Below are 20,273 nucleotides of genomic sequence, written 5' to 3'. Positions count from 1 at the left end.
CCCCGGGTGGCTCGTATTTTGGATGTCCTTTTCAGACGGTTCGCTGTCCTGTTTTGCCATGATGTGCCCGACCCCCCGGCCCTTCGTAGCTGACGCTCCCGCTCATCCTTTGGTTGTAGGACTCTCTACGGCCTGCCCCTGACCGCTGCCTGACCCGGACCTGACACCCCCCGTTCGGGTGCCTCGGCCGGTCAGGAGTTGAGGTAGGTCAGGACCGCGAGCACCCGACGGTGGTCCCCGTCGCTCGGGGACAGACCGAGCTTCAGGAAGATGTTGCTCACGTGCTTCTCGACGGCGCCGTCGCTCACCACGAGCTGGCGGGCGATCGCGGAGTTCGTCCGGCCCTCCGCCATCAGCCCGAGCACCTCCCGCTCCCGCGGAGTGAGCCCCGCGAGGACGTCCTGCTTGCGGCTGCGGCCCAGCAGCTGCGCGACGACCTCCGGGTCGAGCGCCGTGCCGCCCTCGGCCACCCGCACCACCGCGTCCACGAAATCGCGCACGTCGGCGACCCGGTCCTTCAGCAGATAGCCCACCCCCCGGCTGGAGGCGGCGAGCAGTTCGGTGGCGTACTGCTCCTCGACGTACTGCGAAAGGACCAGCACCCCGAGACCCGGGTGGCGGTGGCGCAGCAGCACCGCCGCCCGTACCCCCTCGTCGGTGTGGGTCGGCGGCATCCGCACATCGGCGACGACCACGTCCGGCAGTGCGTCCCGGGCCGCGAGATCCGTGATCGTCTCGATCAGCGCGTCCGCGTCCCCCACCCCCGCGACCACCTCATGTCCGCGGTCGGTCAGCAACCGGGTCAGGCCCTCCCTGAGCAGCACCGAATCCTCGGCGATGGCCACCCGCACTTTGTCCTCCACTGTTCTTGTCCCCCCGCGCTCGTCCGGCGGCCCGGGTCCGACGTCCGTCGCGTCGGCCGACCGTCCGGCACCTCAGTATCGCGCGATCCACGGTCGGCCACCTGGGCCTGTGGATAACTTCCCCGCCCGCCGCGAGGGGGCAGACGAGCGGGGTCGAACGGCCGGGGTCAGACGGGTGGCACAGCGGGTGGCTCAGGCGTGGCGGGGCAGGCGTGCCGAGTCAGGCGTGCCGCCACGGCAGTTCCGCCGTTATCGTCGTCGGACCGCCCCGCGGCGAGTCGACCACCAGGATCCCGTCGACCGCGTCCAGCCGCTCCGCGAGGCCCGTGAGCCCCGAGCCCGCCATGACGTCGGCGCCACCCGAGCCGTTGTCCGTGACCTGGAGCATCAGCCGGTCCTCGGAACGCCACACGTCGACCGCGCCCTGGGTCGCCCGGCTGTGCTTGCTGATGTTCTGGAGCAGCTCGGAGACCGTGAAGTACGCGATGCCCTCGATGGCGGCGGCCGGCCGGCTCGGCAGGTCCACCTCCACCTGGACCGGCACGGTGCAGCGCGCGGCCAGCGCGGAGAGCGCCGCGTCGAGACCGCGGTCGGTGAGGACCGCCGGATGGATGCCGCGGGCCAGGTCGCGCAGCTCTTGAAGGGCGACCTTCACCTCGCCGTGCGCCTCGTCCACCATGCGGGCCGCGGCCTCGGGGTCCTCGGCCAGCTTCTCCTTGGCCAGCCCCAGATCCATGGCGAGGGCGACCAGGCGGGCCTGCGCGCCGTCGTGCAGATCGCGCTCGATGCGGCGCAGATCGGCGGCGGCGGTGTCCACGACCACACCCCGGTCCGACTCCAGCTCCACGACGCGGGTCGCGAGCCGCGAGGGACCCAGCAGTCCCTGCACCATCACGCGGTCCACCGTGGTCAGGGCCCGCAGGATCCACGGCGTGGCCAGCGTTATCAGCAGGCCGGTCGCCGCCGTGACGCCGATCTCGAAGGGGTTGTCGAGGTAGATGCGGTGGCCGTCGTCGCCGTAGAGCTGGATGCCGCCCTGGCCGCCGTACAACGGGAAGAGCCAGAACCACAGCGGGTACGTGAGCATCATCCAGCCGTACGACCAGAAGGCCACTGTCACCACGAACGAGAACAGCGACCAAGGCAGCATCAGCACCGAGTACAGCAGGTGCCGCCAGGACGCGCCGGACTTGAGGACGGCCCCGATGACCGCCATCGCGCCGCCGCCCTGGGGTCGCAGCGGCTCCGGGGCCGCCACGTCCAGGTCGAGCAGGCCCCGGGCCCGCGTCCGCTCCAGGGCGCCGATGCCGCGGCAGCCGGCGAGGGCCCCGGCCAGCACCGGTATGCCGATGAAGGTGATCAGCAGCCCCACGCCGAGGGAGAGCATCGTGACCGCGAAGACGAAGGACATGACGCCTATGGGCAGGCTCAGCAGGGTGTAGCCGAACTCCTTCCAGGTGCGCGCCTCGATCGGGGCGCGCAGCCCCGCCGGGAGGCGGCGGCGCCCGTCCGCCCCACCCGTGCCGCGCAGGTCCGGCCGGTCCCCGTGCGCGTACCCCTGTCCGTACTCCGTGGCCATCGCTGCCGTCCATTTCTGCTGAAGCTGCCTGGTTCCCGTGTTCTTCTGCTTCTAGCCTCGCCGCCGCGGGGGTCCGGGACCATGGAGCGGGTCGGCGTCTTCGGGCGGGGGTTTTCCCTACCTTCCGCGCGAGCCGGACGCTTGGTCCTGCGCCCGGTCGCGCCACGGCAGCTCCGCGGTGATCGTCGTCGGTCCGCCCTTCGGCGAGACGATCACGAAGAGGCCGTCGACCGACCCGAGCCGCTCCGCGAGCCCCGCCAGGCCGGTGCCGCCGTCCGGCCCGGCCCCGCCCCGCCCGTCGTCCCACACCTGTATGAGCAACCGGTCGTCCGCCCGCCACACCTCGACGCTCGCGGATTTCGCCCCGCTGTGCTTGCTGACGTTCTGGAGCAGCTCGGAGACCGTGAAGTACGCGATGCCCTCGATGGCCGCCGCCGGCCGCTCCGGCAGGTCGGCGGTCACCTTCACGGGCACCGTGCAGCGCGACGCCACGGAGGACAGCGCCGCGTTCAGCCCGCGGTCGGTGAGGACCGCCGGATGGATGCCGCGGGCCAGGTCGCGCAGCTCCTGGAGGGCCAGTTTCACCTCGCCGTGGGCCTCGTCGACCATCGAGGCGGCGACCTCGGGGTCCTCCAGGAGCTTCTCCTTGGCGAGGCCGAGCCCCATGGCGAGGGCGACCAGGCGGGCCTGCGCGCCGTCGTGCAGATCGCGCTCGATGCGGCGCAGATCGGCGGCGGCGGTGTCCACGACCACGCCCCGGTCCGACTCCAGCTCGGCGATGCGCCGCTCCAGCTCGTCCGAGGGACAGAGCAGCCCGCGCACCATCGCCCGGTCGACGTTGGTAAGGCCCCGGACGACGAAGGGCAGCACCGGCCAGAGCACGAACAGCCCCGCGATCGTCACGGCGAAGGTGAGCACCCCCCACGGCAACCGGATGAACGCGTACAGCATGGTGCGCCACCCCACCGGGTCCTTCAGGCTCGACCAGAGCCAGCCGAAGACGCCGATGCCGCCGAACACCGGCATCGGACTCGGCTCCTCGACGTGCACCCCGAGCAGTTTCCTGGCCCGCGCCCGCTCGGCCCTGCCCAGCAGACGCGCCCCCGACAACCCCGCCGCGAGCAGCGGCAGCCCGACGACCGTGACCGTCAGCGGGACACCCACGGCCAGCACGACCACCGCGTAGACGAAGCCGGCGATGCCGAGCGGCAGGTTCACCAGGAGGTGGGCGATCTCCTTCCAGGTGTGCCGGTCGTACGCGAATCGCGCGGGCGGCGGCCGGTCGTCGTACGAGGGCCCGGGCGACTTCGGGTCGTCGGGCAGGGGCAGGGCGCGTGCGGTCATACGCGCCAGAGTGCCCGGCGCGCCGCCGTAACGCCATGAGGTCCCCTCCCGGGTCACCGGGGGGATAACCCCACCCCGCCCCGCCTGAAGCCACCCCGCCCTGCCCGAAGCGTGACACTCTGCTTACTCCGTCTTTAGCAGGCCCTAGACTCCCGTGCGTACAGATCGTCGAACAGGCTCGGGACCACGGGCGGCCAGCTCGGGATCAAGGGCGGTCAGGGAGTGAGGACTGACGTGAGTGAGGGGCTGACGTGCACGTGACGAACGTCGCGGCGAGCTACTACCAGTCGTACTCCGTCGTCGGGCTGCTCGCCGTCGTGGGCGTGCTGTTCGTCGCCGTCGCCTTCGGCGCGGGGCGCCTGCTGCGCCCGGTGGTGCCCACCCCCGAGAAACTCCTGACGTACGAATGCGGCGTCGACCCCGTCGGCGAGGGCTGGGCCCACACCCAGGTCCGCTACTACGTCTACGCCTTCCTCTACGTGATCTTCGCCGTCGACTCGATCTTCCTCTTCCCCTGGGCGACGGTCTTCGCCGCGCCCGGCTACGGCGCGGCGACGCTCGTGGAGATGTTCATCTTCCTCGGCTTCCTCGCCGTGGGCCTGCTGTACGCATACAAGAAGGGCGTCCTCACATGGACGTGAGTGCCGTGACCCCCGCTCCCGTGGAGACCCCCGCTCCTGTGGAGACCCCCGCTCCCGTGGACCTTCCGGAGCCGAAGCGGCTTGGGGTGCTCTCCCGCCTGGCCCCCGAGCCGATGAAGGTGGTCCTCAACTGGGGCCGCCGGTACTCCCTGTGGGTCTTCAACTTCGGCCTCGCCTGCTGCGCCATCGAGTTCATCGCCGCCTCCATGGCGCGCCACGACTTCATCCGGCTCGGCGTCATCCCGTTCGCGCCGGGGCCGCGCCAGGCCGACCTGATGGTCGTCTCCGGCACGGTCACCGACAAGATGGCCCCCGCCGTCAAGCGCCTGTACGAGCAGATGCCCGAACCGAAGTACGTCATCTCCTTCGGCGCCTGCTCCAACTGCGGCGGCCCCTACTGGGACTCGTACTCCGTCACCAAGGGCGTCGACCAGATCATTCCGGTCGACGTCTACGTGCCCGGCTGCCCGCCGCGGCCCGAAGCGCTGCTCCAGGGCATCCTCAAGCTCCAGGAGAAGATCGCCGCCGAGTCGCTGGGGGAGCGGTACGGCAACGGCACGGGCGGTCAGGGCACGGACGGCAAGGGCACCGACGCCAAGGGCACGCGGCCCTCCGCGGCGGCGCTGCGCAGTGGTCTCGTCCAGGGGCCGGCGGCGCCCGAGACCCAGTCGGCGCCCGAGACCCAGTCGGCGCCCGGGACCCGGTCGGCGCCCGAGGCCCAGGCTCAGGAAGGTGACCGGTGACCGGCTGGCTGCCGAGCCCCGTCGAGGAGCTCTTCGGCGCGGAGGCGACGGCCGAGGAGTCGTACGACGTACTGACCGTCGACGTCCCCCCGGCGCAGTGGACCACCTCCCTGGAAACGGCCCGCACCACGCTGGGCTGCACCTACTTCGACTGGCTGAGCGCGGTCGACGAGCCCGGCACGGGCTTTCGCGTCGCCGCCCACGTCGTCGCGCTCTCCCCGGTACGACGCCTCCTCCTGCGGACGACGGTCGCGCACGACGCGCCGGTGCTCGCCTCGGCCGTGGACGTCTACGCGGGCGCCGCCTGGCACGAGCGCGAGACGCACGAGATGTTCGGCGTGACGTTCGAGGGCCACCCCGGGCTGACCCCGCTGCTGCTGCCCGAGACCTTCGAGGGCCACCCTCTGCGCAAGGACTTCGTCCTCGCGGCGCGCGTCGCGAAGGCCTGGCCGGGCGCCAAGGAGCCGGGCGAGTCCGAGCACGGCGGCCCCAAGCGGCGCCAGATGCTGCCGCCCGGCGTTCCCGACCCCAACGAATGGGGCCCCCTGAAGGGTCAGCTCCCGGCCGCCCCGGCCCGCCCGGCGCGGACCGCTCGTGCGGCGGGCGCTGCCGGTCGTGCGGCGGCCGGTGAACGCCCGGTGCGGCGGGCCCGCTCGGTGAGCGAAGGCTCGGCGAGCCAGGCGACGACCCCGCCGGCGACCGGCGCTTCCGGTACCGGGGGCACGCTGCCTGCGGACCAGGCGGCCGCTGAGTCCACCGAGGTCCAGCAGCCGACGGCCCCGGCCCGGCCCCCGCGGCGCTCGCGCAGCGTCAGCCAGGGCTCGGCGTCCCAGCGGGCGGAAGTTACGCCTTCTTCGGAGACGGGTGCATCGCCCACGGACGCGGGCGTCTCGCCTACGGACGCGGGCGTCTCGCCCACGGATGCGGGAACCTCGCCCACGGACACGGCGTCAGCGACACCGACACCGCCGATGCCGGAACCGACTCCCGCGCCCAAGGCGTCCCCGGCGACCGAGGCAGCCCCCGCGCCCGAGGCGACCCCCGCTGCGGAGGCGACCGCAACCCCGGCGACTGACGCGTCCCCGGCCACGGAGGCGACGCCCGCACCCGCCCCCGCACCCGCCGCAGCGCCCGAGCCCAAGCGGCGCCCCGCCCCGCGCAGCTCCGACGCCCCGTGGCACCACGCCCGCCCGACCTTCGACGACGCCGAGCGGTCCGGGGCCGAGGCCGAACAGCCCGAAGGCGCGAAGCCGCCTCGCCCCGCTGAGCCCGAGCCGAAGCCCGAGCCCGAGCCGAAGCCCGAGTCCGAGCGGCCCGTACCCGACCCCGAGCCCGAGCGCCCCGTACCCGACCCCGAGCGCCCCGCGCCCGGCACCGCCGAGGACCCGGAGAACGGCGAACGCCCAGGAGGCACCGAGTGAACGACGCCCTCGACGTCGCCCTGCGCCTCGTCATCGTCTTCGCGGCGTTCCTGGTCCTGCCCCTCGTGGTCGGTCAGACCGAGCACAAGGTGATGGCCCACATGCAGGGCCGCCTCGGCCCCATGTACGCCGGCGGTTTCCACGGCTGGGCCCAGCTCGTCGCCGACGGCGTCAAGTTCGCCCAGAAGGAGGACATCGTCCCGGCCGACGCCGACCGCCGCGTCTTTCAGCTGGCCCCCGCGATCGCCCTCCTGCCCTACCTCCTCGTCCTGGTCGCGATCCCGGTCGGCCCCGGCGAGGGCGCGGTCGGCGAGGTCGTCGACGCCGGCATCTTCTTCGTCCTCGCGGTCATGGGCATCGGCGTCCTCGGCTCCCTCATGGCGGGCTGGGCCAGCGCCAACAAGTTCTCCCTCCTCGGCGGCCTGCGCACCGCCGCCCAGCTCCTCGCCTACGAGCTGCCGATGCTGCTCGCCGCCGCCTCGGTCGCGATGGCGGCGGGCACCGTCTCGCTGCCCGGCATCGTGGACGCGTTCGAGTGGTGGTGGCTGCCCTGGCAGATCGTCGGCGCCCTCGTCTTCTTCGTCGCGGGCCTCGCCGAACTCCAGCGGCCGCCCTTCGACATGCCCGTCGCCGACTCCGAGATCATCTTCGGCGCCTACACCGAGTACACCGGTCTGCGCTTCGCCCTGTTCCTCCTCGCCGAGTACGCCGGGATCGTCGTCCTGTGCGGCCTGACCACCGTCCTCTTCCTGGGCGGCTGGCACGGCCCGGGGGGCGCCGACGGTCTCGGCTGGGTCTGGACCCTGCTGAAGACGGCCGTCCTCGCCTTCGTCGTGATCTGGCTGCGCGTCTCCTACCCCCGCCTCCGCGAGGACCAGCTGCAAAAGCTCGCCTGGACCACGCTCGTGCCCCTCGCCCTCGCGCAGATCGCGCTCACCGGAATCGTGAAGGTGGCGATCTCCTAACCATGTCTCCCGTCCCCGGATCCGGCCTCGCCAAGGGCCTGGCCGTCACCCTCCGCACGATGACGAAGAAGACCGTCACCGAGCAGTACCCGGAGCACCAGCCCGAACTGCCGCCCCGCACCCGGGGCGTCATCGGCCTGTTCGAGGAGAACTGCACGGTCTGCATGCTCTGCGCCCGCGAGTGCCCCGACTGGTGCATCTACATCGACTCCCACAAGGAGACCGTCCCGCCCGCCGCCCCCGGCGGCCGTGAGCGCAGCCGCAACGTCCTCGACCGCTTCGCCATCGACTTCTCCCTCTGCATGTACTGCGGCATCTGCATCGAGGTCTGCCCTTTCGACGCCCTGTTCTGGTCACCGGAGTTCGAGTACGCCGAGACCGACATCCACGAACTCACCCACGAGCGCGACAAGCTCCGCGAGTGGATGTGGACGGTGCCGGCCCCGCCCGCCCTGGACCCCGGCGCCGAGGACCCGAAGGAACTCGCCGCCGCCCGCAAGACCGCCGAAAAGCTGGCAGCCGCCGAAGCCGCTGCCTCCCAGACGTCGGGCAGCACCTCCTCCGAGCCGACGGCCGCCACGGCCGCCACGCCCGAGCCGCCGGCCGGCCCCGAGACGAAGGGCGGGGAGTCGTGAACATCGCCGCCGAAACCCACGGCTTCCTCTCCCCGACCGGCGTCGAGATCGCCTTCCTCCTCGTCGGCCTCCTCACGCTGGGCGCGGCGGTCATCACCGTCACGACCAGGCAGCTCGTGCACGCCGCCCTGTGGCTGGTCGTGGCCCTGGGCGGCCTCGCCGTCGAGTACCTCCTGCTGACCGCGGAGTTCATCGCCTGGGTGCAGGTCCTCATCTACGTCGGCTCCGTCGTGGTCCTCCTCCTCTTCGGTCTGATGCTCACGAGGGCACCCATCGGCCGCTCCCCGGACGCCGACTCGGGCAACCGCCCGGTCGCGCTCGCGGTGGCCCTCGTCGCCGCGTCCGCCCTGGTCTGGGTCGTCGTGGACGCCTTCCGCACCACGGTGATCGACCTGGACGGCGCCGCCCAGGGCTCCACCCGCGTGAGCGGCTCGATCCTCTTCCGGCACTGGGTGCTCCCCTTCGAGGCGCTCTCCGTCCTGCTGCTCGCCGCCCTGGTCGGCGCCATCGCCCTGTCCCGCAGGAACGCCGCGGCGGATGCCCGGGCCACGGACCGCGAGGAGAACCGCTGATGCACCTCCACCTCGCCTATCCGGCCGTCCTCGCCGTCCTCCTCTTCTGCGTCGGCCTCTACGGCGTACTCGCCCGGCGCAACGCGATCCTGGTCCTGATGTCCGTCGAGCTGATGCTCAACGCCGTCAACCTCAACCTCGTCGCCTTCGACGTCTGGCTCCGTGACTCCCTCCACGCCGGCCAGGCGCTGACCCTGTTCACCATCGCCATCGCCGCCGCCGAGATCGGCATCGGCCTAGCCATCGTGCTTGCCGTCTACCGCAACCGCGGCACCTCCGCCGTCGACGCCCTCCGCGACACCGCCGAGCCCTCCGCGCCCGACGAGTCCCAGAAGTCGCAGGAGCCGGACGAGTCGCGGGAACCTCAGCAGTCACCGCAGTCACCGCAGTCACAGCAGTCACCGCAGTCGCAGAAGGCCGAGGCCACCGCGTGACCACGACCACCCTCGCCGTCCTCGTCCCCCTTCTGCCGTTCCTGGGCGCGGCCGCCGGCTTGTTCCTCGGCCGCCGGGCTCCAGGCCTCGTACGCCCCCTCGCGGTCCTGCCCACCCTGACGGCGCTGCTGCTCGCCGTGCTCGTGGCCGTCCGGCAGGGCGGCGGCCGCTCGGTCGACGCCGCGACCGAGCTGACCCCGACCGGTTCGGTCCCCGTCGAACTCGCCCTGCACATCGACGGCTTCGCCGCCCTCGTCGCCGTCCTGGTCGGCGTCGTCGCCTCCTGCGTGCAGATCTACTCGACGGGCTACCTCCGCGAGGACCCGCGCTACCCCTCCTACGCCGCTCTCGTCTCCCTCTTCACCTCCGCGATGCTGCTCGTCGTCTACTCCGGCGACCTGATGGTGCTCCTGGTCGGCTGGGAGGTCATGGGCATCTGCTCGTACTTCCTCGTGGGCCACTACTGGGAGACGCCCGAGGCACGCGCGGCCTCCCTCAAGGCCTTCCTGGTCACCAAGCTCGGCGACGTCCCCTTCCTGATCGGCCTGTTCGCCCTCGCCGCGGACACGGGCTCGTTCCGCGTCACGACGATCACCGCGCGCGTTGCGGACGGCGGCCTGGACCACCCCACCCTGATCGCCCTGCTGCTCCTCGCGGGCGTCGCGGGCAAGTCCGCGCAGTTCCCGCTGCACACCTGGCTGCCCGACGCGATGGCGGGCCCCACGCCCGTCTCCGCGCTGATCCACGCCGCGACGATGGTCGCCGCCGGTGTCTACTTCGTGGCCCGGCTCCTCCCCGTCTTCGCCGCCTCCGGGGCGGCCCTGGTCGTCCTCGCCGTCATGGCCGCCGTCACCATGGCCGGTTCGGCCCTCGCCGCGCTCGCCCAGGACGACATCAAGCGCGTCCTCGCGTACTCGACGATCGGCCAGCTCGGCTACATGACCGGCGCCCTCGCCGTCGGCGACCGCGGCGCCGCCGTCTTCCACCTCCTGGCCCACGGCGCCTTCAAGGCGCTGCTGTTCCTCACCGCGGGCGTGCTCATCCACGCCGCCGGTACCAACTCGCTGGCCGCCATGTCCCGCATGACGGGCCTGCGCGACCGCGTCCCGGACGCCTACTGGACGATGACGGTGGCGCTCCTCGCGCTCGCCGCGATCCCGCCGTTCAGCGGCTTCTTCTCCAAGGAGGCCGTCCTCGGCGCCGCCGAGCACACGGCCACCGGCCAGGCCGGCTCCGTGCCGGCCGCCGCCGGCTGGATCGTCCTCGTCGCCGGTCTGCTCACCGCCCTCCTCACCGCCGCGTACGCGACGCGCCTGTGGCTGCTCGCCTTCCACGGCAGGGGAACCGAGGTCCCCGACCACGGGAAGCAGCCGCTCGCCATGACGGCCGTGCTGTGGGTGCTCGCGGTGCCCTCCCTCGCCTTCGGTACCGCCGTCGGCGTCCTGCCGGACTGGTTCGACGGCCACTCGCTCTCCCCGACGCTCACGACCTCCGTCCTCGGCACGGGGCTTGCGCTCGCCGGCGCCCTCGTCATGTACGGCGCGTGGCGGCACACCACCGCGCGCGCCGCGCGCGTCCCGCTGGGCGCCGTCGCGGCGAGCCCGGAAGGTGACGGCGGGCAGGTCGAGGCGGAGGCCATCGCCTCCCACGCCCCCGCGTACGGAGACGTCGCCTCGGCCGACGACCCGGCGGACCCCGGCCGGCTGCTGCTCGGCCCCCTGCACCGCCACGCCGCCGCCGGTTTCCGCCTCGACGCCGCCTACGCCGCCCTGTTCGTCCGCCCGGTCCAGGCCGCCGCACGCCTCGTCCGCTTCCTCGACCGCGAGGTCGTCGAGACGTACGTGCGCGGCGCGGGCACCGTGCCCCGCTGGCTCGGCGCGGCCGTCCGGCGCGCGCAGACCGGCAACGTCCAGACCTATCTGAGCGCGCTGCTCGCAGGCACGGTCGTCCTGGCCGTCGCCGCCGTCCTTGTCGCCACCGCCGGAGCGTGAGCAGCCGTGATCGGTATGAGTGAGTCCGTGATGCAGTTTCTTCTGGCGTTGATCGTCGTCGGCCCGCTCATCGGCGCCGCGGCCGCCCTGCTGCCGGCGCCGCCCGGGCTGAAGGGAAAGTCGCCCGACCAGGCCGTGCTCCGCCACGGTGTACTGGTGACCGGCGTCGTCCTGATCGCGGCGCTCACCCTCGCGCTCGGCTTCGACCACGACCAGCCGTCGAAGATGCAGGCCACGACCGACATCAGCTGGATCCCCGCACTCGACGTGCGCATCCATCTCGGCATCGACGGCATCTCGCTCCCCCTTCTGGTCCTGACCGCGCTGCTGACCTTCCTCTGCGCGCTCCACAGCTACTTCAAAATGCCCGCGGGCCCGTCCCCGAAGGCATTCGTCGCACTGATCCTCGTCCTCGAGTCCGGCACCCTCGCGACCTTCGCCGTGCTCGATCTGCTGCTGTTCTTCCTGGCGTTCGAGATGGTGCTCATCCCGATGTACTTCCTCATCGCCCGCTGGGGCGGTGAGCAACGGACCCGGGCCGCTTGGAAGTTCATCCTCTACACGCTGCTCGGTTCCGTCGTGATGCTGCTGGGCCTGCTCCTGATCGGGCTCAAGTCCGGCACCTTCGACATGGTGGCACTCGCCACTGACAATCGCCTCGGACTGACCACATCGGTGCAGGTCACCGCCGTTTTGGCGATCGGAATCGGGCTCGCGGTCAAGACACCGATGTGGCCGCTGCACAGCTGGCTGCCGGACGCCCACACCGCCGCGCCGACCATCGGCTCCGTGCTGCTGGCCGGCGTACTGCTGAAGATGGGTACGTACGGGTTCGTCCGCATTCTGCTGCCCATCGCCCCCGACGGAATGCGGGAGTTCGCGCCGTACCTCGCCGCCTTCGCGGTCGTCGGGATCATCTACGGATCGCTGGCCTGCCTCGCCCTCGCCAAGCGCGGCGCGAAGGGCGACCTCAAGCGCCTCATCGCGTACTCGTCCGTCGGCCACATGGGCTTCGTCCTGCTCGGCATCGCGACGATGAGTCCGACCGGTGTGAACGGCGCCCTGTTCGCCAACGTCGCGCACGGCCTCATCACCGGCTTGCTCTTCTTCCTCGTCGGCGCCCTCAAGGACCGCACCGGCACCACCGACCTCGACTCCCTCGCCCAGGAGTCCGGCGCGGCGCTCTACGGCAAGGCCCCCCGGCTCGGCGGCCTGCTCGCCTTCGGCGCCGTCGCCTCCCTCGGACTGCCGGGCCTGGCCGGGTTCTGGGGCGAGATGCTCGCGCTCTTCGGCGCGTTCGAGCCCGCCGACGACCTGAGCCGCCCCGCCTTCCTCACCTTCATGGCGATCGCCGCCCTCGGCACCCTGCTCACCGCCGCGTACATGCTCATCGTCGTACGCCGTGTCTGCATGGGCCCGATGCCGCGCACCACCGCCGAGCCCGCGCCCACGGCGATCGCCGACGTCCACGGCCACGAGTTCGCCGCCTGGACGCCGCTCGTCGCCCTCACCGTCCTCGCCGGACTCTGGCCCGCGGCTCTCCTCGGCCTGACCGACCCGGCCGTGCAGAAGCTCCTCACTGGAGGCAAGTCGTGACCGTGGCCGCCGAAAGCGCCGCAAGCCTCGTCCAGTCCGTCGACTGGCTCGCGATCGCGCCGCCGACCATCGCGGCGGTCGTCGGCCTCGTCGTGCTCGTGGCCGACCTCTTCGTGGGTGACGGCAAGAAGGCGCTCCTCGGCTGGATCTCCGTGGCGGGCCTTGCCGCGGCGGCCCTAGCCCTGCTGCCGCTCCTGGACGACGACCGCTCGACCTTCTGCCTGACCGGCGGCGGCACGCACGCGTGCAGCTACACCGCGGACCGCTTCACCCTGGTCATCCAGCTCCTCGTCCTCGGCGGCGCCCTGTTGGCCGCTCTGCTCTCGATGAGCGCCCTGAAGGACGCCCAGCACGGCGAGGGCGAACTCCCGGCGGGGGAGTACTGGTTCCTGCTGCTGTCCTCGGCCGCGGGCGCCGCCCTGCTGCCCGCCTCACGCGACCTCGCGACGCTCGTCGTCGCCCTGGAGGTGGCCTCCCTGCCCGCCTTCGCCCTGGTGGGCCTCAAGTACGGCGACAAGCGCTCCTCCGAAGCCGCTCTGAAGTTCTTCCTCTCCTCGGTCACCGCGACCGCCGTGACCCTCCTGGGCGTCAGCTTCGTGTACGCGGCGACGGGCACCCTGCACCTCACCGAGATCGCGACGAAGCTCCAGGACCCCGAGGTCACCGGCGGGCAGCTGCACACGCTCGCCCAGACCGGCGTCGCCCTGACCCTCGTCGGCTTCGCCTTCAAGGTGGCGGCCGTCCCCTTCCACTTCTGGGTACCGGACACCTACGTAGGCGCGCCCCTGCCCGTCGCCGCGTACCTGTCGGTCGTCGGGAAGGCCGTCGGCTTCACGGGGCTCATCCTCGTGACGGTCGTCGCCTTCCCCTCGTACGCGGACGTGTGGGGGCCGGTGCTCGCCGTCCTCGCGGCGCTCACCATGACGGCGGGCAACGTCGCCGCCCTGCGGCAGCAGTCCACGCGCGCGTACAGTGCGGTCCGCCTCCTCGCCTGGTCCTCGGTGGGCCAGGCCGGCTACCTCCTGGTGCCGATCGCCGCCGCCGGATACGCCGACAACGAGGCGGGCGCCGAGAAGGCCGTCGGCTCCACCGTCGCGTACGCCCTGATGTACGCCGCCGTGAACCTGGGGGCCTTCGCCGTGGCCGCGCTCGTCGGCCGCGGCCAGCGCCTGAACCGCGTCAGCGACTACCGCGGCCTGTACGCGCGCAACCCCCTGGCCGCCCTCGTACTGGCCTTCTTCCTGCTCTGCCTCGCGGGTCTGCCGCCCGGCATCATCGGCCTCTTCGCCAAGGTCACGGTCTTCTCGGCCGCGGTCGACGCGGGGCTCGGCTGGCTCGCCGTGGTGATGGCCGCGAACGTCGTGATCGCGCTCTACTACTACCTCCAGTGGACCGCGCTCCTGTTCCGCGCCCCCGAGGGCGAGCCGGCCGAGCACCGCGTACCGGCGCCGCTCAAGGCGGCCATCGCGCTGACCGCCGTCCTCGGCATCGCGCTCTCCGGAGCGCCCCAGCTCGTCCTGAGGTTCTCCGACACCGGCCTCTTCTGACACCGCCCCCGGGTGCCCCCGGGCCGTCACCCGCGCGGCCTACACCCGCTCCTGAGCGCACAAGGGAACTAGTGCTCCCCGCCTGGCGTTGACCAGTACGGGAGGGTCCACTGAACAGTGGAAGCACCAGTCGACAGAGGGTTCCCCCACGCACCACCAGGAGGGCGTACCGTGCACCGCCGGCACAACGGGTTGAAGACCGCCGTACTCCTCGGGGGACTGTCCGCGCTCATCCTTGTCGTCGGCAGTTTCTTCGGGCGTACGGGGCTGGGCGTCGGGCTCCTGGTAGCGCTCGGCACCAACGCGTACGCGTACTGGAACAGCGACAAGCTGGCCCTGCGCGCCATGCGGGCCCGCCCGGTGAGCGAATTCGAGGCCCCCGCGCTGTACCGCATGGTCCGCGAGCTCTCCACCCAGGCCCGCCAGCCCATGCCCCGCCTGTACATCTCGCCCACAGAGGCCCCGAACGCCTTCGCGACGGGCCGCAACCCGCGCAACGCGGCGGTGTGCTGCACCGACGGCATCCTGCGCCTCCTGGACGAGCGTGAACTGCGCGGCGTCATCGGCCACGAGCTGAGCCACGTCTACAACCGCGACATCCTGATCTCCTCCGTCGCGGGCGCCCTGGCCTCCGTGATCATGTTCCTGGCCCACTTCGCCTGGCTCATCCCCGTCGGCCGGTCGAACGACAACGAGGGCCCCGGCCTCTTCGGCGTACTCCTGATCGCCCTGCTCGGCCCGCTGGCGGCCTCCGTCATCCAGCTGGCCATCAGCCGTTCCAGGGAGTACGAGGCCGACGCCTCCGGCGCCCAGCTGACCGGCGACCCGCTCGCCCTCGCGAGCGCCCTGCGCAAACTGGAAGTGGGCACCAAGCAGTTGCCGCTACCGCCCGAACCCCGCCTGGAGACGGCGAGTCACATGATGATCGCCAATCCCTTCCGCCCGGGGCAGGGCATGTCCAAGATGTTCTCCACGCATCCGCCGATGGCGGAGCGCATCGCCCGACTCGAGCAGATGGCAGGTCGCCACCAGTGAAGCCAATCCTCAACGTCATATGGCTCCTCCTCTGCGGATTCTGGATGTTCCTGGGATACCTGCTGGCGGGCGTGCTGCTCTGCGTCACGATCATCGGCATCCCGTTCGGCCTGGCCAGCTTCCGCATCGGCCGCTATGCCCTGTGGCCCTTCGGCTACACCACGGTCGAGCGCCGTGACGCGGGAGCGCCCTCGTGCCTGGGCAACGTCCTGTGGCTGGTCCTCGCCGGCTGGTGGCTCGCGATCGGCCACCTCGTGACCGGCTTCCTCCTGTGCGTCACGATCATCGGCATCCCCCTGGGCGTCGCCAACTTCAAGCTGATCCCGGTCTCGCTCCTGCCGCTCGGCCGCGAGATCGTCCGCACCGACCAGCCGTTCGCCGGGCGCTACTGACGCTGACGGGCCGCGTTGTCAGTGCCGTGGTCCACCATGAACTCATGACGGACACCGAGCAGTTGCTGGCCCGCGTCGCCGCCGCGGCGCGCGCCACCCGCCCCTGGGGCTGGGACACCCTGCCCGCGCCCGTGGACGCGGACACGCTGGCACGGGCGGAAACCGCCCTGGGCTTTCGCCTGCCGCCGCTGCTCGCCTCGCTGTACACCCGCATAGGCGACGGCGGATTCGGCCCGGAGTACGGCCTGTTGCCCCTGCTCGAAGAGAAGTCGTCCGGGGCAGAGCCGCCCGTCGTCGACAAGTACCTCGGGATGCGCCACCGCGACGACTGGGACTGGCCCGAGGGCGTGCTGCCGATATCCCACTGGGGCTGCGCGATGTACGCGTGCGTGGACTGCCGTACGGACGAGGGCCAGGTGCTGCTCTTCGAGCCCAACGGCGGCGACCCCGAGCACGCCTGGTTCATCGACTCCCCGAGCCTCGCGTCCTGGCTCACCGCCTGGCTCGACGGCACCGGCTGGTACGAGGACGCCAACGACGGTGTCGAACTGCCGGAGTGGCGGGACGCCGCGGGGGGGCGTGGCCCGCATACAGGCGTGAGGCCTAGGCGCGTACCGCGGTAGGGATGTGGGGGCCTCCGCTCCAGGCACCGCCTGCCCGGAAGCGTGATGCGGCCTGCCCGAAGCGTGCCCCCTATCTGAAGGGTCCCGCCTGCCCGAAGCGTGCCCTCTCCCCGAAGCGTCCCCCCTATCCGAAGCGTCCCGCACCCATGCCCGCGCACGCTGCCCGCCGCGTCAGCGCCACCTTCGTACTCCGTAGGCCACGACCCCTACCGCCAGCACCGCCCCACCGGCCGCCACGGAGGGCACCGGCAGCGCGCACGCCAGCACCACGCAGCCGAGGCCGCCTACCGCGGGCACGGCACGCGTGGCGGGCGCCGAAGCGAGCGTCCACGCCGAGGCGTTGGCGATCGCGTAGTACACGAGCACTCCGAAGGAGGAGAAGCCGATCGCCCCGCGCACGTCCACCGTCGCCGCGGCCACCGCGACCACCGCCCCGACGGCCAACTCGGCGCGGTGCGGCACCCGGAAGCGGGGATGCACGGCTGCGAGCGCCCCCGGCAGATGCCTGTCGCGCGCCATGGCCAGCGTCGTCCGCGAGACGCCCAGGATCAGCGCGAGCAGCGAGCCGAGCGCCGCCACGGCGGCCCCCACCCGCACGGCGGGAACCAGCCCCGGCACACCCGCCGCCCGTACGGCGTCGGCCAGCGGCGCGGTCGCGTCGGCGAGCCCCGCGACCCCGAGGACGGAGAGCGCGGCGACCGCCACGGCCGCGTACACGCACAGGGCGATGCCCAACGCCAGCGGGATCGCCCGCGGAATGGTGCGCGCCGGGTCGCGCACCTCCTCGCCGAGCGTCGCGATCCGCGCGTAGCCCGCGAAGGCGAAGAACAGCAGGCCGGCGGCCCGGAGCACGCCACCGAGCCCGTCCGAGAGCCCCACGTCGAGCCGTCCGGCCCCGGATCCGCCCGAGCCGAGACAGGCGACGACGACCGCCACCAGGACGGCGAGCACCACCGCCACGATCCCGCGTGTCAGCCAGGCCGACTTCTGGACGCCCAGGTAGTTCACGGCGGTGAGCAGCACCACGGCCGCGACCGCCACCGCGTGCGCCTGTCCCGGCCACACGTATGTCCCGACGGTCAGCGCCATCGCCGCACAGGACGCCGTCTTGCCGACGACGAACGCCCAGCCCGCCAAGTACCCCCAGAACTCCCCGAGCCGCTCCCGCCCATAGACGTAGGTGCCGCCGGACGCGGGGTAGCGGGCGGCGAGGCGCGCGGACGCCGTCGCGTTGCAGTACGCGACCACGGCGGCCACCGCGAGCCCGATCAGCACCCCCGAGCCGCCGGCGCCCGCCGCCGGCCCGAGCGCCGCGAAGATCCCCGCCCCCACCATCGACCCGAGGCCGATCATCACCGCGTCGAACACACCAAGGGTCCGCCGCAGCTCTGGCTGCTGTGTCATGCGCCGCACCTTACGGATCACCGCAACCGTGTCACTCCGTAGAGACGTCTTCCCGGACAACAGCGCACAAAAGCTCACCGCGCGGGAAGGCCGGGTCATCACATGGGCGTCATCAGCTGGATCGTTCTGGGGCTGCTCGCCGGGGCCGCCGCCAAAGTGCTGCTGCCCGGCCGCGACCCGGGCGGCTTCATCGGCACGACCGTCATCGGCATCGCGGGCGCCTTCACCGGCGGCTGGATATCCGCCCGCTACCTCGACCGGCCGATCGACAACCACTTCTACGACGGCGCCACCTGGGCGGCGGCCATCGGCGGCTCCCTCGTCCTGCTCGTCGCCTACCGCATCCTCTTCGGCCACTCGCGGCGCTGAGCGGCCGCCGCTCCCACTCGGGGCGCGAGGAAGCCAGGTCAGGGCACTGGCCGGGCGCCAACAGACGCGACGGGGGCGCATCGCCGAGCTGTCCTCGGCGGTGCGCCCCCATCGCGTCCTGTGGACTCTGCCTGGCAACGTCCGCGCAGGTCAGACCGGTTGGCTACCGGTCGTGCAGGTCAGGCCGGTTGGCTACCGGTAGTTCACGAACTGCAGCGCGAAGTCGAAGTCCTGGCCCTTGAGAAGCGCCTGCACGGCCTGGAGGTCGTCGCGGCTCTTCGAGCTGACCCGCAGCTCGTCGCCCTGGACCTGCGCCTTGACGCCCTTCGGGCCCTCATCGCGGATGATCTTGGCGACCTTCTTCGCGTTCTCCTGGGAGATGCCCTCCTCGATCGAGGCGAAGATCTTGTACTCCTTGCCGGACAGCTGCGGCTCGCCCGCGTCCAGCGACTTCAGCGAGATGCCGCGCTTGACCAGCTTGGACTGGAAGACATCGAGGATCGCCTTGACCCGCTCCTCGCCGCTCGCCTCCATCAGGATCTTCTCGCCGGACCACGAGATCGAGGCACCGGTGCCCTTGAAGTCGTAGCGCTGCGAGATCTCCTTGGCGGCCTGGTTGAGGGCGTTGTCGACCTCTTGCCGCTCGACCTTCGAGACGATGTCGAAACTGGAGTCGGCCATGTCCTGTGGCTCCTTGTATCGGGGTGTGCGTACTCAGCGGATACACGGCCGCCTGACGCTGGCCGCATCCGCAAAGCCTAGTCACCGCCGCCACGCCGGGTGGCGCTCAATCGGGTGGCGAAGCACCCCTGTGCATCAGGTATCGTTTACGTCGTTGCCACGGAGCGCCGCGAAAGCGGGGCGAGGCAGCGACCCAGGCGGTGTGCCCGAGCGGCCAAAGGGAGCAGACTGTAAATCTGCCGGCTCAGCCTTCCCAGGTTCGAATCCTGGCGCCGCCACACGAAGGAGACCCTCCCCGACTTGCGGAAACGCAGGACGGGGAGGGTCTTTTCGTGCGCGAGGACTTTCCTCCGCGGGGACTTGCCTCCGCGAGGACTTTTCGTGCACTCCGCGCGCGGGGCGGGGCACAAAATGGGGGCATGTCGTCCCGCCGCAGAAACTGCCCGGAGTGCCGCCGTGAGATCGCCGTCGTCGGCGGACGGTTCGCCCGCCACGACCCGCCCGGCGCGCGCACCAGCGGCGAGCTCGTCTCCTGCCCGGGATCCCGCCGACAGGCCCCGCTGGGCGCCGCACAGCCCGCCCTGGACGGCTACACGGTCCCGGACCTGCCGGGGCAGCTCCCGCTCTTCTGAACGGGCCGCCCCGCGCGGGCCCCCGTCGCGCTGAAGCCGCCGGGGAAGCTCAGTTCCCGGCGACCGACTTGACCGCCACCGACACCGGTACGGAACCGCTGATCAGCTCCAGCGTCAGCCCGGCCGTCGCCGGGGTCTCCACGAGTTCCGCGAGCACCGCGGCGACGTCGTCACGCGGCACCGGCCCGCGCCCCGTCGACGCCTCCAGACGTACGAGCCCGGTGCCGGCGTCGTCCGTCAGCATCCCGGGGCGCAGGATCGTCCAGTCCAGGGCGGCACGCGCGCGTACCTCCGCGTCCGCCTCGCCCTTGGCGCGCAGGTACGCGTCGAAGACCTCGTCCCCCTCGTGCGCGGGGTCCGCGCCCATCGACGACACCACGACGTACCGCCGCACCCCGGCCCGCTCCGCCGCGTCCGCGAAGAGCACGGCGGCCCCCCGGTCGACGGTGTTCTTGCGGGCGGCGTCGCTGCCCGGTCCCGCGCCCGCCGCGAACACGGCGGCGTCGGCGCCGCGCAAGTGCTCGGCGACCTCGTCGACCGACGCCGACTCCAGGTCGCACAGCACCGGTTCGGCGCCGGCCTCTCGCAGATCGGCTTCCTGTCCGGCGTTGCGGATCAGCCCTGCGACCTCGTCACCGCGCGCGGCGAGCAAACGCTCCAGCCGCAACGCGATCTGACCATGACCTCCAGCGATGACAATGCGCATGTCTTCGACCGTACGACAGTGCGGACCCGTCCGCCGCACGCGGAGCACGCGGCTCCCGGGGATCACGCTTACGCGCGCGTTGACAGCCGCCCGGTCGCCC

At 72.0% G+C, this 20,273-nt stretch carries 21 protein-coding genes and 1 tRNA gene; 16 read left to right on the top strand and 6 right to left on the bottom strand.

Annotated features, from left to right (window positions below; genetic code table 11):
• Positions 1-191: 191 nt before the first annotated feature.
• The 3 genes from ACZ516_RS27425 to ACZ516_RS27415 form a co-directional block, all read right to left on the bottom strand.
• On the bottom strand, positions 192-863 hold the full coding sequence (locus tag ACZ516_RS27425) for a response regulator transcription factor (RefSeq protein WP_358577299.1): 672 nt from the start codon (positions 861-863) through the stop codon (positions 192-194).
• A gap of 220 nt (positions 864-1,083) precedes the next feature.
• Entirely contained in the window at positions 1,084-2,442 is a 1,359-nt protein-coding gene (locus ACZ516_RS27420) for a sensor histidine kinase (protein WP_361082822.1), read from the bottom strand.
• 117 nt (positions 2,443-2,559) lie between these two features.
• Positions 2,560-3,786, bottom strand: coding sequence for a sensor histidine kinase (locus ACZ516_RS27415; RefSeq protein WP_469012032.1), 1,227 nt, complete (start codon positions 3,784-3,786; stop codon positions 2,560-2,562).
• Positions 3,787-4,037: 251 nt separating this feature from the next.
• On the opposite strand from ACZ516_RS27415, the gene ACZ516_RS27410 reads away from it, so the two are divergent.
• From ACZ516_RS27410 to ACZ516_RS27350, 13 genes are all read left to right on the top strand, one after another.
• A complete protein-coding gene (locus ACZ516_RS27410; RefSeq protein ID WP_358577306.1) occupies positions 4,038-4,427 on the top strand; it encodes an NADH-quinone oxidoreductase subunit A in 390 nt (129 codons plus the stop codon).
• Positions 4,418-5,170 (top strand): NADH-quinone oxidoreductase subunit B, encoded by a 753-nt coding sequence (locus tag ACZ516_RS27405; RefSeq protein ID WP_469012031.1) that lies wholly within the window; start codon positions 4,418-4,420, stop codon positions 5,168-5,170. Before ACZ516_RS27410 ends, ACZ516_RS27405 begins: the two co-directional genes overlap by 10 nt.
• The gene (locus ACZ516_RS27400; protein ID WP_469012029.1) at positions 5,167-6,591 is read left to right on the top strand and encodes an NADH-quinone oxidoreductase subunit C; all 1,425 of its coding nucleotides are present in this window, start codon (positions 5,167-5,169) and stop codon (positions 6,589-6,591) included. Before ACZ516_RS27405 ends, ACZ516_RS27400 begins: the two co-directional genes overlap by 4 nt.
• The gene (locus ACZ516_RS27395; protein WP_361082832.1) at positions 6,588-7,556 is read left to right on the top strand and encodes a complex I subunit 1/NuoH family protein; all 969 of its coding nucleotides are present in this window, start codon (positions 6,588-6,590) and stop codon (positions 7,554-7,556) included. Before ACZ516_RS27400 ends, ACZ516_RS27395 begins: the two co-directional genes overlap by 4 nt.
• 2 nt (positions 7,557-7,558) lie before the next feature.
• Entirely contained in the window at positions 7,559-8,191 is a 633-nt protein-coding gene (locus ACZ516_RS27390; RefSeq protein WP_469012027.1) for a NuoI/complex I 23 kDa subunit family protein, read from the top strand.
• Positions 8,188-8,763: an NADH-quinone oxidoreductase subunit J family protein gene (locus tag ACZ516_RS27385; protein ID WP_358577318.1), complete on the top strand. Its 576-nt coding sequence runs from the start codon at positions 8,188-8,190 to the stop codon at positions 8,761-8,763. The genes ACZ516_RS27390 and ACZ516_RS27385 overlap by 4 nt, the downstream gene beginning before the upstream one ends.
• Positions 8,763-9,197, top strand: a complete 435-nt coding sequence (nuoK, locus tag ACZ516_RS27380) for an NADH-quinone oxidoreductase subunit NuoK (RefSeq protein ID WP_469012026.1) — start codon at positions 8,763-8,765, stop codon at positions 9,195-9,197. The genes ACZ516_RS27385 and nuoK overlap by 1 nt, the downstream gene beginning before the upstream one ends.
• On the top strand, positions 9,194-11,188 hold the full coding sequence (locus ACZ516_RS27375; protein WP_469012024.1) for an NADH-quinone oxidoreductase subunit 5 family protein: 1,995 nt from the start codon (positions 9,194-9,196) through the stop codon (positions 11,186-11,188). The genes nuoK and ACZ516_RS27375 overlap by 4 nt, the downstream gene beginning before the upstream one ends.
• A 6-nt stretch (positions 11,189-11,194) precedes the next feature.
• Positions 11,195-12,784, top strand: coding sequence for a complex I subunit 4 family protein (locus ACZ516_RS27370; protein ID WP_469012023.1), 1,590 nt, complete (start codon positions 11,195-11,197; stop codon positions 12,782-12,784).
• Positions 12,781-14,331, top strand: coding sequence for an NADH-quinone oxidoreductase subunit N (locus ACZ516_RS27365; protein ID WP_469012021.1), 1,551 nt, complete (start codon positions 12,781-12,783; stop codon positions 14,329-14,331). Before ACZ516_RS27370 ends, ACZ516_RS27365 begins: the two co-directional genes overlap by 4 nt.
• A gap of 171 nt (positions 14,332-14,502) precedes the next feature.
• Positions 14,503-15,366, top strand: a complete 864-nt coding sequence (htpX, locus tag ACZ516_RS27360; protein ID WP_358577331.1) for a zinc metalloprotease HtpX — start codon at positions 14,503-14,505, stop codon at positions 15,364-15,366.
• Entirely contained in the window at positions 15,363-15,758 is a 396-nt protein-coding gene (locus ACZ516_RS27355; protein ID WP_361082847.1) for a YccF domain-containing protein, read from the top strand. Before htpX ends, ACZ516_RS27355 begins: the two co-directional genes overlap by 4 nt.
• Before the next feature lie 44 nt (positions 15,759-15,802).
• Entirely contained in the window at positions 15,803-16,381 is a 579-nt protein-coding gene (locus ACZ516_RS27350) for an SMI1/KNR4 family protein (protein ID WP_469012020.1), read from the top strand.
• Positions 16,382-16,552: 171 nt separating this feature from the next.
• On the opposite strand, the gene ACZ516_RS27345 is transcribed toward ACZ516_RS27350, so the two are convergent.
• A complete protein-coding gene (locus tag ACZ516_RS27345) occupies positions 16,553-17,785 on the bottom strand; it encodes an APC family permease (RefSeq protein WP_469012018.1) in 1,233 nt (410 codons plus the stop codon).
• A 102-nt stretch (positions 17,786-17,887) separates the two neighbouring features.
• Here ACZ516_RS27345 and ACZ516_RS27340 point away from each other — a divergent pair, with 102 nt between their 5' ends.
• Positions 17,888-18,154, top strand: a complete 267-nt coding sequence (locus ACZ516_RS27340) for a GlsB/YeaQ/YmgE family stress response membrane protein (protein ID WP_358577462.1) — start codon at positions 17,888-17,890, stop codon at positions 18,152-18,154.
• Positions 18,155-18,346: 192 nt separating this feature from the next.
• On the opposite strand, the gene ACZ516_RS27335 is transcribed toward ACZ516_RS27340, so the two are convergent.
• Positions 18,347-18,835 (bottom strand): YajQ family cyclic di-GMP-binding protein, encoded by a 489-nt coding sequence (locus ACZ516_RS27335; protein WP_358577341.1) that lies wholly within the window; start codon positions 18,833-18,835, stop codon positions 18,347-18,349.
• Between the two features lie 196 nt (positions 18,836-19,031).
• Here ACZ516_RS27335 and ACZ516_RS27330 point away from each other — a divergent pair.
• A tRNA-Tyr gene (locus ACZ516_RS27330) sits at positions 19,032-19,113 on the top strand.
• 141 nt (positions 19,114-19,254) lie between these two features.
• Positions 19,255-19,467, top strand: coding sequence for a hypothetical protein (locus ACZ516_RS27325; protein WP_358577343.1), 213 nt, complete (start codon positions 19,255-19,257; stop codon positions 19,465-19,467).
• 49 nt (positions 19,468-19,516) lie between these two features.
• Here the strand turns inward: ACZ516_RS27325 and ACZ516_RS27320 are convergent, their stop codons facing one another.
• The gene (locus ACZ516_RS27320; protein ID WP_358577345.1) at positions 19,517-20,173 is read right to left on the bottom strand and encodes an SDR family oxidoreductase; all 657 of its coding nucleotides are present in this window, start codon (positions 20,171-20,173) and stop codon (positions 19,517-19,519) included.
• Between the last annotated feature and the right edge of the window lie 100 nt (positions 20,174-20,273).

The organism is Streptomyces sp. NPDC034037, assembly GCF_055575715.1.
This window is presented reverse-complemented; position numbering and strand designations above follow the sequence as displayed.

Bases quoted from the DNA above. Each gene is read 5' to 3' on its own strand.
- ACZ516_RS27405 (WP_469012031.1), top strand. From the start codon at position 4,418: ATGGACGTGAGTGCCGTGACCCCCGCTCCCGTGGAGACCCCCGCTCCT.
- ACZ516_RS27350 (WP_469012020.1), top strand. From the start codon at position 15,803: ATGACGGACACCGAGCAGTTGCTGGCCCGCGTCGCCGCCGCGGCGCGC.
- ACZ516_RS27390 (WP_469012027.1), top strand. From the start codon at position 7,559: ATGTCTCCCGTCCCCGGATCCGGCCTCGCCAAGGGCCTGGCCGTCACC.
- ACZ516_RS27325 (WP_358577343.1), top strand. From the start codon at position 19,255: ATGTCGTCCCGCCGCAGAAACTGCCCGGAGTGCCGCCGTGAGATCGCC.
- ACZ516_RS27415 (WP_469012032.1), bottom strand. From the start codon at position 3,786: ATGACCGCACGCGCCCTGCCCCTGCCCGACGACCCGAAGTCGCCCGGG.
- ACZ516_RS27320 (WP_358577345.1), bottom strand. From the start codon at position 20,173: ATGCGCATTGTCATCGCTGGAGGTCATGGTCAGATCGCGTTGCGGCTG.
- nuoK (WP_469012026.1), top strand. From the start codon at position 8,763: ATGCACCTCCACCTCGCCTATCCGGCCGTCCTCGCCGTCCTCCTCTTC.
- ACZ516_RS27340 (WP_358577462.1), top strand. From the start codon at position 17,888: ATGGGCGTCATCAGCTGGATCGTTCTGGGGCTGCTCGCCGGGGCCGCC.
- ACZ516_RS27345 (WP_469012018.1), bottom strand. From the start codon at position 17,785: ATGACACAGCAGCCAGAGCTGCGGCGGACCCTTGGTGTGTTCGACGCG.
- ACZ516_RS27420 (WP_361082822.1), bottom strand. From the start codon at position 2,442: ATGGCCACGGAGTACGGACAGGGGTACGCGCACGGGGACCGGCCGGAC.
- ACZ516_RS27335 (WP_358577341.1), bottom strand. From the start codon at position 18,835: ATGGCCGACTCCAGTTTCGACATCGTCTCGAAGGTCGAGCGGCAAGAG.